The sequence below is a fragment of the Acidovorax sp. Leaf191 genome (assembly GCF_001424425.1).
Classification (GTDB): domain Bacteria; phylum Pseudomonadota; class Gammaproteobacteria; order Burkholderiales; family Burkholderiaceae_C; genus Acidovorax.
This window is the reverse complement of record NZ_LMPT01000001.1, coordinates 730,272-744,615: the sequence shown is the minus strand read 5'-3', so window position 1 is coordinate 744,615 and position 14,344 is coordinate 730,272. Positions and strand designations below refer to the sequence as shown.

16 protein-coding genes are annotated in these 14,344 nt (G+C 71.0%); 7 read left to right on the top strand and 9 right to left on the bottom strand.

What is annotated here, in order from left to right; all coding sequences use genetic code 11:
- Positions 1-9: 9 nt before the first annotated feature.
- Positions 10-900, bottom strand: a complete 891-nt coding sequence (locus ASG27_RS03220; RefSeq protein WP_056411273.1) for an oxidoreductase — start codon at positions 898-900, stop codon at positions 10-12.
- Positions 901-1,068: 168 nt separating this feature from the next.
- Between ASG27_RS03220 and ASG27_RS03215 the strand changes: the two genes are divergently transcribed.
- Complete coding sequence (locus ASG27_RS03215) at positions 1,069-2,052, top strand: LysR family transcriptional regulator (RefSeq protein ID WP_056411271.1); 984 nt, start codon at positions 1,069-1,071, stop codon at positions 2,050-2,052.
- Positions 2,053-2,091: 39 nt separating this feature from the next.
- On the opposite strand, the gene ASG27_RS03210 is transcribed toward ASG27_RS03215, so the two are convergent.
- Positions 2,092-2,904, bottom strand: a complete 813-nt coding sequence (locus tag ASG27_RS03210) for an SDR family oxidoreductase (protein WP_056411269.1) — start codon at positions 2,902-2,904, stop codon at positions 2,092-2,094.
- Positions 2,905-3,059: 155 nt separating this feature from the next.
- Here ASG27_RS03210 and ASG27_RS03205 point away from each other — a divergent pair, with 155 nt between their 5' ends.
- From ASG27_RS03205 to ASG27_RS03195, 3 genes are all read left to right on the top strand, one after another.
- Positions 3,060-3,983 carry a LysR family transcriptional regulator gene (locus ASG27_RS03205; RefSeq protein ID WP_056411267.1) on the top strand — a complete coding sequence of 308 codons (924 nt, stop codon included), beginning with the start codon at positions 3,060-3,062 and terminating at the stop codon, positions 3,981-3,983.
- A gap of 129 nt (positions 3,984-4,112) precedes the next feature.
- A complete protein-coding gene (locus ASG27_RS03200; protein WP_082485733.1) occupies positions 4,113-4,874 on the top strand; it encodes an aspartate/glutamate racemase family protein in 762 nt (253 codons plus the stop codon).
- 144 nt (positions 4,875-5,018) lie between these two features.
- Entirely contained in the window at positions 5,019-6,101 is a 1,083-nt protein-coding gene (locus ASG27_RS03195) for a serine hydrolase domain-containing protein (RefSeq protein ID WP_056411263.1), read from the top strand.
- 155 nt (positions 6,102-6,256) lie between these two features.
- On the opposite strand, the gene ASG27_RS03190 is transcribed toward ASG27_RS03195, so the two are convergent.
- A complete protein-coding gene (locus ASG27_RS03190) occupies positions 6,257-6,832 on the bottom strand; it encodes a hypothetical protein (RefSeq protein ID WP_056411261.1) in 576 nt (191 codons plus the stop codon).
- A 178-nt stretch (positions 6,833-7,010) separates the two neighbouring features.
- Between ASG27_RS03190 and yjjJ the strand changes: the two genes are divergently transcribed.
- On the top strand, positions 7,011-8,360 hold the full coding sequence (yjjJ, locus tag ASG27_RS03185) for a type II toxin-antitoxin system HipA family toxin YjjJ (RefSeq protein ID WP_056411260.1): 1,350 nt from the start codon (positions 7,011-7,013) through the stop codon (positions 8,358-8,360).
- 56 nt (positions 8,361-8,416) lie between these two features.
- Here the strand turns inward: yjjJ and ASG27_RS03180 are convergent, their stop codons facing one another.
- The 5 genes from ASG27_RS03180 to ASG27_RS03160 all read right to left on the bottom strand — a co-directional run bounded on the left by ASG27_RS03180 (position 8,417) and on the right by ASG27_RS03160 (position 11,660).
- Positions 8,417-8,668, bottom strand: coding sequence for a hypothetical protein (locus ASG27_RS03180; protein ID WP_056171071.1), 252 nt, complete (start codon positions 8,666-8,668; stop codon positions 8,417-8,419).
- A gap of 157 nt (positions 8,669-8,825) precedes the next feature.
- Positions 8,826-9,326, bottom strand: coding sequence for a GNAT family N-acetyltransferase (locus ASG27_RS03175; protein ID WP_056411257.1), 501 nt, complete (start codon positions 9,324-9,326; stop codon positions 8,826-8,828).
- Between the two features lie 32 nt (positions 9,327-9,358).
- The gene (locus ASG27_RS03170; protein ID WP_056411255.1) at positions 9,359-10,234 is read right to left on the bottom strand and encodes a PA4780 family RIO1-like protein kinase; all 876 of its coding nucleotides are present in this window, start codon (positions 10,232-10,234) and stop codon (positions 9,359-9,361) included.
- 60 nt (positions 10,235-10,294) lie between these two features.
- Positions 10,295-11,062 (bottom strand): tRNA-uridine aminocarboxypropyltransferase, encoded by a 768-nt coding sequence (locus ASG27_RS03165; protein WP_235503881.1) that lies wholly within the window; start codon positions 11,060-11,062, stop codon positions 10,295-10,297.
- Complete coding sequence (locus tag ASG27_RS03160) at positions 11,052-11,660, bottom strand: class I SAM-dependent methyltransferase (RefSeq protein WP_056411651.1); 609 nt, start codon at positions 11,658-11,660, stop codon at positions 11,052-11,054. Before ASG27_RS03160 ends, ASG27_RS03165 begins: the two co-directional genes overlap by 11 nt.
- A 122-nt stretch (positions 11,661-11,782) precedes the next feature.
- Between ASG27_RS03160 and ASG27_RS03155 the strand changes: the two genes are divergently transcribed.
- Positions 11,783-13,018 (top strand): hypothetical protein, encoded by a 1,236-nt coding sequence (locus ASG27_RS03155; protein WP_056411254.1) that lies wholly within the window; start codon positions 11,783-11,785, stop codon positions 13,016-13,018.
- A 57-nt stretch (positions 13,019-13,075) separates the two neighbouring features.
- Entirely contained in the window at positions 13,076-13,837 is a 762-nt protein-coding gene (locus ASG27_RS03150; protein ID WP_156370423.1) for a Vgb family protein, read from the top strand.
- A gap of 37 nt (positions 13,838-13,874) precedes the next feature.
- Here ASG27_RS03150 and ASG27_RS03145 read toward each other — a convergent pair whose 3' ends face one another.
- Positions 13,875-14,267 carry a VOC family protein gene (locus ASG27_RS03145; protein WP_056171083.1) on the bottom strand — a complete coding sequence of 131 codons (393 nt, stop codon included), beginning with the start codon at positions 14,265-14,267 and terminating at the stop codon, positions 13,875-13,877.
- Positions 14,268-14,344: the final 77 nt, after the last annotated feature.

Here is a 14,344-nt window from a genome sequence, read left to right as displayed (position 1 = left end):
CGGCCTGCGTCAAGCCGCGCGCAATGCCGTCTCTGCCGGAAAGTCCGTGGACGCCGCCACCGCCCGCCACTGCGCGGTTTCGCGCTCGACGAACGCGTGCTTGTCGGCAATGGTCTGCAACGTGTCTGTGCCCAGCGGCAGGCGCAGCGGGGGCGTGGGGCTGGCCACCAGTTGCATGATGGCCTGGGCCAGGCGCACCGGGTCGCCGGGCTGGTTCAGGTTGATGCGGCGCGCGGCCTCGCGCACGGCGCCGGCGCTCATGGCGTAGTCGTCCATCACCTGGGGCGACACGGCCAGCGAGCTGCCGTCCAGGAACTCGGTGCGAAAGTACCCGGGCTCCACCACCGTGGCGTGGATGCCCAGCGGCGCCAGTTCGGCGTGCAGGGCCTCGGTCAACCCTTCGACCGCGAACTTGGTCGAGCAGTACACACCGAACCCCGCGGCCGACTGCACGCCGCCCAGCGACGAGATGTTGACCACGTGCCCGGCGCGGCGCGCACGCAGGGCGGGCAGCACCGCGCGGGTCACGTGCAGCAGGCCGAACACATTGGTGTCGTACAGGCGGCGCACCTCGTCGGCCGTGGCTTCTTCGACCGCGCCGAGCAGGCCGTAGCCTGCGTTGTTGACCAGCACATCGATGCGGCCAAAGTGCGCCAGCGCGCGCTGCACGGCGGCCTGCGCCTGGGCTTCGTCGGTCACGTCCAGCGCCAGGGGCAGCAGCGCGTCGCGGGCGCCCAGGCGCTGTTCGACCGATGCGGCGCTGCGCGATGTGGCGACGACGGCATCGCCCTGGGCCAGCGCGGCCTCGGCAATGCGCGCGCCGATGCCGCGCGAGGCGCCGGTGATCATCCAGACGCGGGGATACGAGGAATGGATGGTGGTGGCTGTGGTGGAAGTCATGGCAGGTCCTTGAGGTGGTGTTGAGCAATGGGCGGTGCCCATGGCCGTGAACTTTAGGCACTTCATTGCCAAGCGACTAGCCCATAATCTCTGGATTCATTCGCAAGCAGTGCTTGCCAATCCACCACACACTCACCCCGCACCCGAACGGCACAATGCCTGCCCACCATGGCCATCAATGAACTGCGCGCCATCGCCAACTTCGCCAAGGCCGCCGAGCTGGGCAGCCTGCGCCAGGCCGCCGCCACGCAGGGCATCACGCCCCAGGCGGCCAGCCAGTTGCTGGTGCAGCTGGAGTCGCACCTGGGCGTGCGGCTGTTCCACCGCACCACGCGCAGCCTGAGCCTGACCGAGGAGGGCCGGCAGTTTCTGGCGTCGGCGCAGCCGGGCCTGGCCACGCTGCAGCACGCGGTGCAGGGCGCCCGGCGCGGGCGCGAGGAGATGACCGGGCCGCTGCGCATTGCGGCGCCGCGCTCCATCGTGCTGGAGGTGATCTGGCCGGTGCTGCACGAGTTCTGCCGCCGCCACCCGCGGGTGGAGCCCGATGTGCAGCTGGACGACCGCATCGGCAACTGGGTGGAAGACCGCGTGGACGTGGGCTTTCGCTCGGGCTACCCGCCTGAGGGCGGCGTGGTCGCGCGGCGGCTGATCACCCTGCAGCTCATCGTGTGCGCCGCGCCCGCCTACATCGCCCGCCACGGCGCGCCCGCCAGCATCGACGACCTGGCGCAGCACCGCTGCAGCGGGTTTAGGCACCCGTCCACCGGCAAACCCATGCCGTGGGAGTTCCAGGTGGGCGACGACATCGTGGCGCGCACGGTGCACCCCGCGTTCTGCACCAACGACATCGAGGTCGAGGCGCGCGCCGTGGTGGGCGGCCACGCGGTGGGCCAGTTGGTGGGCGTGACCGCGGCGCCGCTGGTGCGCAGCGGCCAGCTGGTGCCGCTGCTGCCCCAGCACGTGGCGCAGCACTTGGCGCTGTACGCGTACTACGGCAGCCGCACCGCGCTGCCCGCGCGGGTGCGGGCCTTCATCGACCTGGCGGTGGAGATGGTGGCGGGCAACCCGGCCTACACCCTCACGCCGCAGGAGCTGGCGGCCCACGGCCCTGGCGTCCAGAAAAAGCCCCGCGCACGCAAGCCGGCGCAGTGACGGTAGCGCACCGGGCGATGCACGGGCCGGTCAGGCCGGTCAGGCCGCGAAGCCGCCGTCAATCAGCAGGCTGGCACCCGTGACCATGCCCGACTCGGGCCCCGCCAGGTAGGCCACCATGCCCGCGATCTCGTCGGGGTGCGCGTGGCGGTCCAGCGCCATCATTGAATGCATGTTGCCGGCGAGCGGGCCGTCGGCCGGGTTCATGTCGGTATTCACCGGCCCGGGCTGCACGTTGTTCACGGTGATGCCGCGCGGCCCCAGGTCGCGCGCCAGGCCCTTGGTCAGCCCCACGATGGCGGCCTTGCTCATGCCGTACACGCTGAAGCCCGCCCATGGAATGCGGTCGGAGTTGGTGCTGCCGATGGTGATCACACGGCCGTAGGCGCCGCCCTGCCCCATGTGGCGCACGGCGGCCTGCGTGGCAACGAACACGGCGCGCACGTTGACGTTCACCGTGTGGTCGAAGTCCGCCAGCGAGAAGCTGTCGATCTCGCCCGCCACCGCCACACCGGCGCTGTTGACCAGGATGTCGATGCGGCCCAGCGTGCGGGCGGCGTTGTCGATGGCCGCTGTGAGGGCCGCGGCATCGGTGCTGTCGGCGCGCAAGGCCAGCGCACGGCCACCGGCGGCCTCGACGGCTGCGGCCACGGCCTGGGCCGGTGCCTCGGAGTTGCTGTAGGTGAAGGCCACGGCGGCGCCATCGCGCGCCAGGCGCCGCACGATGGCCGCGCCGATGCCGCGCGAGCCGCCGGTGACGAACGCCACCTTGCCGGCCAGGGCGCCTGCGGTGGTTGCGGGGGACGGTGAAGGCTGCACGGAAGCGGGGGCAGGGGTAGAGGTGCTGGTCATGGTGTTCTCCGGGGAATCAGGGGTTTGCAAAGAGCGGTTGTGGAAGCCGCGAAACACCTGCAGTGTCGGCAAACCATTGCATGTGCGGTAGCCATGAATGGGCTGTATTTATTTCAACCCCTGGTTGAAAATGGCGTGCCACCCCGAGCCCCACCATGCAGCCCCTGAGCCACCTCGAGTCCTTCGTCAAATCCGCCGAGTCCGGCAGCTTCTCGGCCGCCGCGCGGCTCATGGGCCTGACGCCTGCGGCCGTGAGCAAGAACGTGGCGCGGCTCGAAGCCGGCCTGGGGGTGCGGCTGTTCCAGCGCAGCACGCGGCGCCTGGCGCTGACCGAGGGCGGGCAGCGGCTGCTGGCGCAGATCAGCGAGCCGCTGGGCACGCTGGCCGACGCGGTGGCACACGCGGCCGAGGCCGATGGGCAGCCGGCGGGCACGCTCAAGGTCAGCATGGGCCTGGCGTTCGGGAGGGCCTACCTGGTGCCGTTGCTCGATGAGTTCTTGCAGCGCTACCCGGCCATCCAGCCGGACTGGCGCTTCGAGAACCGGCAGGTCGACCTGATCGGCGAGGGCTTCGACGCGGGCATCGGCGGTGGCCTCAACCTGAACCCCGACATGGTGGCGCGCACGCTGGGGCAGATCCACCTAGTGGTGGTGGCCGCGCCCGCGCTGCTGCGCGGCCGGCGTGCGCCGCGCCACCCCGCCGACCTGGCGCGCTGGGACGGCATTGCGCGCCGCACCATCCGCACCGGGCGCGTGCAGGTGACCACCCTGCGCAACAAGGCGGGCGATGCGGCCCCCGCGGAGCTGCGCCCGCGCATCGTCTTCGACGACCCCGAGGCCATGTGCCAGGCTGCGATGATGGGCCTGGGCATGGCCGTGCTGCCCATGCCGTTTGCGCAGCCCTGGCTCGCGCGCGGCGACCTGGTGCGGGTGCTGCCCGGCTGGTGGGCCGACTCGGGCCCCACGTCGCTGTACTACCCCAGCAAGAAGCTGCTGCCCGCGCGCACCCGGGTGTTCGTGGACTTCATCGTCGAGCAGTTCGCGCAGCGCGGCTTTGCGCAGCGCGTGCGGGGCGACTGACGGCGCACCGGCCAGGGACGGGCAGCGCGGCGCTGCGCTGACTTGGCCTGGTGGGGGATGGCGCGGCTGGCGCGGCTGGCATCATGGAGGCCTCCCCGTCGCCCACCCGGCCACCGTGCCCGCCGCCGCATGACCGCATCCACGCCCGCCCCCCACACCCCCTTGCCAACCCCGGCACACGCGCGCGCAAAGCCGCTGCACATCGGCATCGTGGGCTGCTCCGCCGAAGGTGCGGCCCTGTGCTACCGCACGCTGTGCACCGAAGGCGCAGCGCTGATGGGCCGTGCGCACGCGCACCCCGAGGTGTCGATGCACACGCCCTCGCTGGCCGACTACGTGGACTGCCTGGACCGCGGCGACCTGCAGGGCGTGGCCGACCTGATGCTGGCGTCGGCCCACAAGCTCGCGCGGGCGGGCGCGGACTTTCTGATCTGCCCGGACAACACGATCCACCAGGCGTTCGACCGGGTGCAGCCGCATTCACCGCTGCCCTGGCTGCACATTGCCCAGGTGGTGGCCGCCGAGGCCGCGGCGCGGGGCTACCAGCGCCTGGCGCTCACGGGCACCCGCTGGCTGGTGGACAGCAGCGTGTACCCCGACGCCCTGGCTGCACAGGGCTTGGCCTGGGTCAGGCCCGCCGAGGCCGAGCGCAGCGAGATCAACCGCATCATCATGGACGAGCTGGTGCCCGGCGTGATCCGCGCGCCGTCGGTGGCGACGTTTCAGCAGGTCATCGCGCGCATGCAGCGCGACGAGGGCTGCGACGCGGTGGTGCTGGGCTGCACCGAGATCCCGCTCATCCTCAGCGACGCGAACTCGGCCCTGCCCACGCTGGATTCGACGCGGCTGCTGGCGCGCGCAGCGCTGCGCAGGGCTGTGGCGGGCCACTGAGCGATAGCTCCCAGGGTCCGGCTCACTTCAACGCACGACCACGTGGGCGCGCGGCACAGCGCGCCGCCTTTGGCTGCCGCAAAGGTCTGCGCTTCTACACTGCGCGAACGCACCGTCCGCCCACCGCTTGATGAAGGAGTCTGCATGCGCACTCGTCGCTGGCCCATTCGCTCGATCGGCATCACCGTCGGCCTGCTGGCGTGTCTGGCCGGGCCTGCCGCGCAGGCGCAATCCCAATCGCCAACGCAATCGACCCCTACGCCCTGGCGCGAAACCTCCACGCCTGAAGAGCAGGCGCTGGATGCCGCGGCGTTCGAGGGCGTGCAGGCCACGCTGGCCACGCCCCAGTTTGCCGATGTCGACAGCGCCGTGGTGGTGCTGCGCGGCCGCGTGGTGTACCGCTTCTACCGCGATGGCGAGCCGGACAAGCTGCGCGACACGCAGTCGGCCTCCAAGAGCGCACTGTCGGCCCTCCTGGGCACGGCCATCGCGCAGGGCCGCATTGCCAGCGTGGACCAGCGCGTGGTGGACCTGGTGCCCGAATGGGCGCCCCTGAACCCCGACCCGCGCGCCGCCACCATCACGTTGCGGAACCTGCTGACGCTGACGGCGGGCTTTGCGCTGCCCAGCGACCCGCGCACCCGGTCCGGCAACGCGCCGCCGCTGCCCGCGCGCGAGGCCTGGGCGCGGCCGCTGGTGGCGGACCCGGGCCAGGCCTTCGCCTACGACAACTCCGTGACGCCGCTGCTGGCCGCCGTGCTGGAGAAAGCCACCGGCATGCCCCTGCCCGACTATGCGCACCAGCAACTGGTCGGCCCCATGGGGTGGGCGGCGCCGCGCTACCAGGGCAGCATCGTGCACCTGCGCACCCAGGACATGGCCAAGCTCGGCCAGCTGTACCTGCAACGCGGCCAGTGGGACGGCAAGCCGCTGGTGCCAGAGGCATTCGCCGATGCCTCAGTGCAGGTGCAGAACACCGGCGGCCCGCCGGTGGGGCTGTCGTACGGGTACCTGTGGTGGGTGGTGCCCGGCAAGGCGCCGCGCCCCACGTTCATGGCCAGCGGGTTTGGCGGGCAGTTCATCTGGGTGTATCCGCCGATGGACCTGGTGGTGGCCACCACGTCCACCGTGTCGGCCGAGAGCGGGCAGCGCGGACAGGCGTTGCAGTGGATTCGCCACCATGCGTTTGCAGCGGCGCAGCGGCGGGTGGCGGCGAAGCGGAAGTAGCAAGGCGGGGCGTTGAATCCGCCCTCCTGGCCTGAGGAGGGACAAGCGCCGCGCCCCCCCGCAAAAGCCCCCTCTCCCCGGCCCTCTCCCGCGGGGGGAGAGGGAGTCAGGCAGGGCGCTGCGGTGGTGGTTGATGGCAGCAGCGCCCCAGGGCGTCAAGGCTGCTTGTTCACGAACGCCACCGTGAGCCCCTTGGCCGTCACCGTGATGGGCCCCGGCTGCAGGCCCATGCCGTCGAACACGGCGGTGTCTTGCGGGCGCAGCTGGTGCAGCGTGACTTCGCCCAGAGACTGCTCGGCCAGCACCGGGCCGTAGGCGTTGAGCAGTTCGTTGACCGCCGGCTTGAGCGTGGGGAAATCCAGCTTGCCCAGCTTGATCTGGTGCGCCCGCAGCGTGCGGTCGCTGGCCTCGTAGCGCAGCGCAAACTCCACATCGAACGTGCCCGCATGGCTGCGCCGCAGCGCAGCGCCCGCCGCGTCCACCGCCATGGTGGCGCCGATGCGGTTCACCTCGGGCAACAGGCGCAGCCGCGGCGCCTGCAGGGTCAGGTCGAACAGGCCCTGCACCGGCACGCTGCGCGGGAACTTGGTGGCCGTCATCTCCTGCAGCTGCGACAGCGGCACGGTGTAGCTGGGCAGGGCCCACGCGGCACGCCCCGCCAGCGTCAGCGCAGCGCCGCCCAGGGCCAGGCTGCGGGAGGCGGTGGTCAGAAATCGTCGGCGGTGCAGCATGGGGGTTCTCTCCTTGAAGGGTTGGGTGAGACACGGATGCTTTGAAAAGGTGCCGGGCCATCACCGCCATCGTGCCATCTTCGCGCCAGCTGCATTCCAATTTATCTATTCAAAAATATCAAAAAACCATTGAATTCATTGGCTATCCACTGATTTTTATCCATTCATATAATCATTCATGGCGCGCGCCCCAGACCTCACCTCCAAAGCCCTTGCCGCCCTGCGCCGCCAGGGCGGCGTGCTCACCAGTGCCGAGCTGCAGGAGCTGCTGGGCGTGAGCCAGCCCACCGTGTCGCGGGCGCTGGCACCGCTGATCCACGGGGGGCAGGTGCAAAAGGTGGGCGCGGCACGGTCGCAGCGCTATGTACTGCCGCGCACCGTGCCCAACGTGGGCAACGAAGTGCTGGTGATGCGCATCGACGCTCACGGCCGCCCGTCTCCGTTTGCACGCATGGTGCCGCTGGAGGGCGGCGCCTTCTGGGTGGACGAGGCCGACGGTGTGAGTGCGCGGCACGACGGCCTGCCCTGGTTTCTGGACGACATGCGGCCCCAGGGCTTCATGGGCCGCACCTTTGCGCACGCCCACCCCGAGCTGCAGCTGGGCCACGACCCGGGCCACTGGAGCGACGACGACGTGCTGCGCGCGATGACGCTGTATGGCGACGACCTGCCGGGCAACCTCATCATGGGCGAGGCCGCGTTCCAGCGCTTTCACACGCTGCCAGCACGCGCCTCGCGGGTGGACTCTGCCGCGGCCTACCCGGCCCTGGCCGAGCAGGCCATGCGCGGCACCCACCCCGGCTCGTCGGCGGGCGGCGAGCAGCCCAAGTTCTGCACCATCACCGCGGGGCGGCACGTGATCGTCAAGTTCTCGCCCGCGGGCGACGCCCCCGCCGACCAGCGCCTGCGCGACCTGCTGGTGTGCGAGCACCTGGCGCTGCAGACCCTGGCGCAGGCCGGGCTGCCGGCGGCGCCCACGCAGCTGTTCATGGACGCGGGGCGCGTGTTCCTGGAATCGGAGCGTTTTGACCGCACGCCGCTGACGTGGCAGGGCACCGACAGCCTGGGCGGACGCATCGGCATGGTGTCGCTGCAGGTGTACAACGCCGAGTACGTGGGCGAGATCGACAACTGGGCCGCCACCGCCAACCGCATGGCAGCGCGCCACCTGCTGACCCCGGCCGACGCCCGCACCCTGCGCCTGCTGGAGGCCTACGGCCAGCTCATCGCCAACACCGACCGGCACTACGGCAACATCTCGCTGGTGCTCAAAGATGACGACTGGGCGCTGTCCCCCACCTACGACATGCTGCCCATGCTCTACGCCCCGGTGGGTGGCGAGCTGGTGCCGCGCGACTTTGCCAGCCGCCCCCTGCAACCCACCGCCGCCACGCTGAGCGAATGGGCCGACGCGCGGGGCCTGGCACTGGCGTTCTGGCGCGCAGCGGCGGCGGATGCGCGGGTGTCGGCTCAGTTTCGGGACATCGCGGCCGAGAATGCAGGTCACATAGGCCACATAGGCCGCTAGCGCTTATCCACAAAGCGCTGCCAGCTATTATTTCAATAGCTGAAGTCCCTGGCGTCTCAGCGCCCCACCACCGACCAGCCGACCTTCTGGTCGGTCTTGTCGTTCTCATACTCCCACGCGGTGCCGCAGCGGTCGCACACATAGCGGGTGATGGTGACGGTGCCGTGGTCGCGCTCTTCCTTGCGGTTGCCGCGCTGCACCAGCTCGGCGTGGCCAGGGGCCTTGCGCCAGTTGCGCTGGATGCCCTGGCACGGCTCGCACAGAGCCATGGGTTTGAGATCGTTCTGTCGGGCCAGGTCTTTGGTCATGGGTGGGGCAGCCTGGGGGCTGTGGTGTGGGGGTGGTTTGCGTGCTGCGGGGCGGCTACTGTAAGGCACCGGCGAACACGGGAGCCCGGCAGGGCAGGCTGACTGCAAGCCAAATCGGCCTGTGGTGCCCGATGATAAAGCGCCACCAGCTATCGAATCAGGAGTGGGCGCCCATCCCCACCCCCAGCGCCTTGTCCATGCGCGCGTTGTGCAGCACCACGCCCGCGCGCTCCACCTGCTGGCGCGCCTGCACCACAAAGCCCTGCGCGGCAAAAAACGGCTCGGCGGTCAGGCTCACGTGGGCGTGCAGCCGGGCGATGCCACGCGCCACGGCCTGCGCGTGGATGTGGGCCATCAGCGCCCGCGCCACGCCCTGGCCCGCAAACGCCGGGGCCACGAAGAACATGTCGATGGTGCCGTCGGCCTGCAGGTCCGCAAAGCCGGCGATGGCGCCACCTTCATCTGCCTGTGCGATGAAGGGCTGGTTGGCCTGCATGCGCTGGGCCCACTGCGCGGGGTCGTGCTCCAGAGGCGCCCAGGCGGCGAGCTGTTCGGCGGTGTAGTGCTTGCACGCGAGGCCCTGCACCGAGGCATGGAAAACCGCACGCAATGCAGGCTCGTCGCCGGGCAGGAAGTTGCGGATGGAGACAGAGGGCATGGCAGGAGCGCGGCGCGGGTGGGCCACCCGCGTCAGCCTGCGGCCATGCGCAGCCGGCGCGCGGCGTCTTCGTCGCGCGCATCGTCGATCTCGCGCAGCACGGCCTGCATGTCCACATCGACGTGCTCGGGCGCGTAGCGGCCGGTGAGCGGGGTCTCGTTGGTCAGCAGGCCGCTTTGGTACAGGCTCCAGATCTCGGGGCCGTACTGGGTGGCGCGCAGCTCGGGCGCGAACTGGCCGAAGAAATCGCGCAGGTTGGCCACGTCGCGCAGCAGCATGCGCTGGGCGTGGTTGTTGCCGGCAGCGTCCACCGCCTGGGGCAGGTCGATGATGACGGGGCCGTCCGCCGCGGGCTGGCCGTCTTCGCCGGGCAGGTGCGCCAGCAAGATGTTGAACTCCGACAAATCGCCGTGCACCACGCCCGCACACAGCATGCGCACCACCTCGGCCACCAGCGTGGCGTGGTGGGCGCGGGCATCTTCGGGCGTGAAGCTCACGTCGTTCAGGCGGGGGGCTGCGTCGCCCTGCGCGTCGGTCACCAGCTCCATCAGCAGCACGCCGTCGTGAAAGTTGTAGGGCTGCGGCACCCGCACGCCGGCGGCGGCCAGGCGGTACAGCGCATCGACCTCGGCGCTTTGCCACGCGGCCTCCTGCTCTTGCCGGCCGAACTTGCTGCCCTTGGCCATGGCGCGGGCCGAGCGCGAGTTCTTGACCTTGCGGTTCTCGGTGTAATCGACCGCCTGCCGAAAGCTGCGGTGGTTGGCCTCTTTGTAGATCTTGGCGCAGCGGGTTTCGTCGCCGCAGCGCACCACGTAGACCATGGCCTCCTTGCCGCTCATGAGCTGGCGGACCACGGTGTCGATCAAGCCTTCTTCAACGAGGGACTGCAGGCGGGGGGGTGCTTTCATCGGTGCATTTTGCCCGTGTGGCGCCGCCTGCCGGGCCGCGCTGGTGGCGCGGGTGTTTTTTCAGCCCGCGCTGCGCAGGTCCATGAGCCGCTGGTGCACGGCATCGCTGCCATCCACCGGCAGCTGGTGCTTGGCTTGCAGGTAGTGGTCGGTGAACACGTCCAGGTAGGCCTCCAGCGCGTGCGCGGCGTGTGGCTCGCCGGCCAGTTCCAGGCACAGCGCGCCCACCTCGGACGTGCAGAAGTGGTCCATGCGCGTGGAGCGGCGCAGGTGGTAGCGCGACAGCTGCTCGGGCTGCAGGCTGAGCACGGGCAGGTGGTCGAGGTAGGGGCTTTTGCGGAACATCTTGCGCGCCTCGGGCCAGGTGGCGTCCAGCAGCACGAACAGCGGGCGCTTGCCATTCGGTGGCGCGACCTCCGTGACCACGCGCTCCGGCGCCACGAACTCGCCGGGGAACACCACGTAGGGCTGCCACTGCGGATCGGCCAGGAGCGCCAGCAGGCCGGGGTGCACCTCGGTGCGCGCCCAGCCAAACGCAAACGTGTCGGCCACCACGTCGGCGATCAGCCATCCGGTGTTGCTGGGCTTGAGCGGCTCGATGTCGGCCATCAGCAGGCACATGCCCGCGCGCGTGGGGACCTCGGGGCGCAGCGCGCACATGCAGTGGCTGGGCACCAGCCGGCAGCCGGCGCAACGCACGCCCTTGGGGCCGCCGCGCGCGAGGAACGGCTTGGCGCTGCGGGCCAGGCGCTCGGTGCGCAGGCGGGAGACGGCGTGGGGCGCAGCGCTGGCTGGCAGCGCCGCGCCCGGCGCGTCGCTACTGCCCACCCGACTGCTCCAGCGCAAACAGCGGCAGCTCGGCTTTGCGGCTGAGCCACACGCCGCCGCCCAGCTCGATCGCGCCCTCTTGCAGGCCGCGGCGGTACAGATCGGCACGGTGGCGGAACACGCGGTTGTCGGTCAGGTCCTCGTCGATGATGTCGCGCTCGTAGTCCTCGCGCGACACCGCCTCCACATACAGCGCGCCTTGGGAGAGGCGGCCCAGGTTGTGCAGCGCGGCCTTGAGGTCCGGCGGGCTCAGGTAGGGCAGCACGCCCTGGCAGATGACGAGGTCGAACGGCTTGTCCGCCGCGTAGTCCACCACCGAACCCTGCTCCCACCCGAAGCGCTCGCAGAGGTAGCTGCTGATCTCCACGCCCTGGTAGCTGGCCTGCGGAAAATGCTGCGCCACGATGCCCTTCCACAGCCCGATGCCGCAGCCCACGTCTAGCACGCGCTGCACCGGCACCCGCAGGTACTTGAGGTAGCTGCACACAAACGTGCCCAGCCGCTCCATGTGCGCCGGGTCCACCACGCTGGTCTTTTTGTCGAAGTAAAAACGCTGGTAGTAGGCCTCGTCAAAAGTGGTGGCGCTGGCGGATTTCAAAGGCGGGTCCTCGTGTCTGGGGGTGGTGCGCACCACCCGGCGGGCGGCAGCGCGAAGGCGCCAAGTATCCCCCACGGGCTGTTGCACACCCTCGCGGTGGCACGCTGCGTTAGGCTGTCGCCATGGATTCGCTGATCTCCGCCGCGGCCCGCGCGCTGGCCGCAGGCGATGCCCTCGCAGCGTTGCAGCGCGTGGCATTGCGCGACGACCCACCGGCCCTGGCACTGCGCGGCATTGCCATGGCCCAGCTGGGCGAGCACCCACGCGCCCGCGAACTGCTGCGCCGCGCTGCACGCGGCTTTGGCGCGCACGAGCCCGTGGCCCGCGCGCGCTGTGGGGTGGCCGAGGCCGAGGTGGCCCTGGCCCTGCGCGACCTGGGCGGGCCCACCCACGCGCTGCTGACGGCCGCCGCCCTGCTGCAGGCCCACGGCGACACGGGCAACGCGCTGCAGGCCCGGCTGGTGGCGGCGCGCCAGCTGATCCTGCTCGGCCGACTGGACGCAGCATCGGCTGCGCTGGAAAGCGCCCAGGCCGCCGATCCGGCCACGCGCCGGCCCCCGTCGCTGGTCGCCGTGGCCGAGCTGGCCGCCGCGGAACTGGCGCTGCGCTCGCTGCACATCGGCGCGGCACGCACGGCCCTGCAGCGCGCGCAACAGGCCGCGACGCAGTCGGGGGTGCCTGCCCTGCTGGCCGAAGTGGCGCAGGCCCACGCGCTGCTCCACCAGCCTGCCGCACGCCGCCTGGCCCACGGCACCGAGCAGATGCTGCGGCTGGACGACGTGGCGGCGCTGCTGGCATCCCCCACGCTGATGGTGGTGGACGCCTGCCGCCACGGCGTGCGCGCGGGCGACACCTGGCAGCCGCTGGCGCGCCGCCCGGTGCTGTTTGCGCTGGTGCGCGCACTGGCCGAGGCGTGGCCCGGCGATGCGGACCGCGACGCCTTGATTGCCACCGTGTTCCGCACGCGCCACCCCGACGACACCCACCGCGCCCGGCTGCGCGTGGAAATCGGCCGCCTGCGCGCGCTGATGGCGCCGCTGGCCGGTGTGCAGGCCACGCCGCGCGGCTTTGTGCTGCGGCCGCTGGGCGGGCGCGACGTGGCAGTGCTGGCACCGCCGGTGGAGGGCGAGCAGGGCGCGCTGGTGGCGCTGCTGGCGGATGGCGCGGCCTGGTCCACATCGGCCCTGGCGCTGGCCCTGGGCGACAGCCAGCGCACCGTGCAGCGCGCGCTGGCCGACCTGGAATCCGCCGGGCGCGTGCGCGCCATCGGGCAGGCACGGGCGCGGCGCTGGCTGGCCGCGCCGCTGGTGGGATTCACGACGATCTTGTTACTCCCTGCTGCGCAGCCGTTTGCCTAAAGTGGCCGCACCGCCCCAGCAACCCCTGCAACGGGCACCCACCCAGGAGCTACCGCCATGACCACCGCGACACCCCACGCCACCCCCACCCCCAACCCCACCACCACCGCGGACACCGCCTGCAGCAGCCAGCCCGGCGGCACCCCGCCATCGCAACTGCAAATCCCCATCGCCGCGCGCCAGCCGGCCGAGGTGGTGCGCGAGTACGGGCCGTTCGGTACCGCGAGCGCGGTCCACGGCGTGACGCACGACGGCCACCGTGTGTGGGCCGCCACGGGCGAGCACCTGGTGGCGTTCGACCCCGCCAGCGGCACCACCGCGCGCACGCTCGACGTGGTGTGCGACGCAGGCACCGCCTTCGACGGCACGCACATCTATCAGATCGCCGAGTCCCGCATCGACAAGATCGACCCGGCCACGGGCCAGGTGCTGGCCACCATCGCGGCCCCGGGCGGCGGCAACGACTCGGGCCTGACCTGGGCCGAAGGCAGCCTGTGGGTGGGCCAGTACCGCGACCGCAAGATCCACCAGATCGACCCCGCCACGGGGGCCATCCGCCGCACCATCGAATCCAACCGCTTCGTCACCGGCGTGACCTGGGTGGACGGCGAGCTGTGGCACGGCACCTGGGAGGGCGACGAAAGCACCCTGCGCCACATCGACCCTGCCAGCGGCGCGGTGCTGCAGCAGCTGGACCTGCCGCCCGGCGTGGGCGTGAGCGGGCTCGAGTCCGACGGAGCCGGGCTGTTCTACTGCGGTGGCGGCGGCAGCGGCAAGGTGCGCGCCGTGCGCCGGCCCCCGGCCCGCACCGCGGCGTGAGGGTGAAGAAGAAGAAGAAGAAGAAGCAACGACGCCGTCAAGCCGCCGCAGGCTTGGGCGGGCGGTGCAGCGCGCACAGCTTGTTGCCGTCCGGGTCGCGCAGGTAGGCCAGGTACAGCGCGCCCGACGGGCCTTCGCGAAAGCCTGGCGGGTCTTCGCACGTCGTGCCGCCGTGGGCCACGCCGGCTGCGTGGAACGCGTCGGCCTGCTCGGGCGACTGCACCGCAAAGCCGATGGTGGCGCCATTGCCCTGCGTGGCGGGCTCGCCGTTGATAGGGGTGGAAATGGCGAAGGTGCCGTTGGGGCCGCGGTAGAAGTAGCGGTTCTTGTTGGCCACGCCGGGCGGCACACCGAGCGTGCCCAGCAGCGCGTCGTAAAACTTCTTGGACACTTCCAGGTCGTTCACGCCGACCATCACATGACTGAACATTGTTGTTGTCTCCGTTGGGGCCCCTGCAGGGGCGGGTTGTGAGCGGGGGGATGTTACTGGCTCATCGGTGCGTGAGC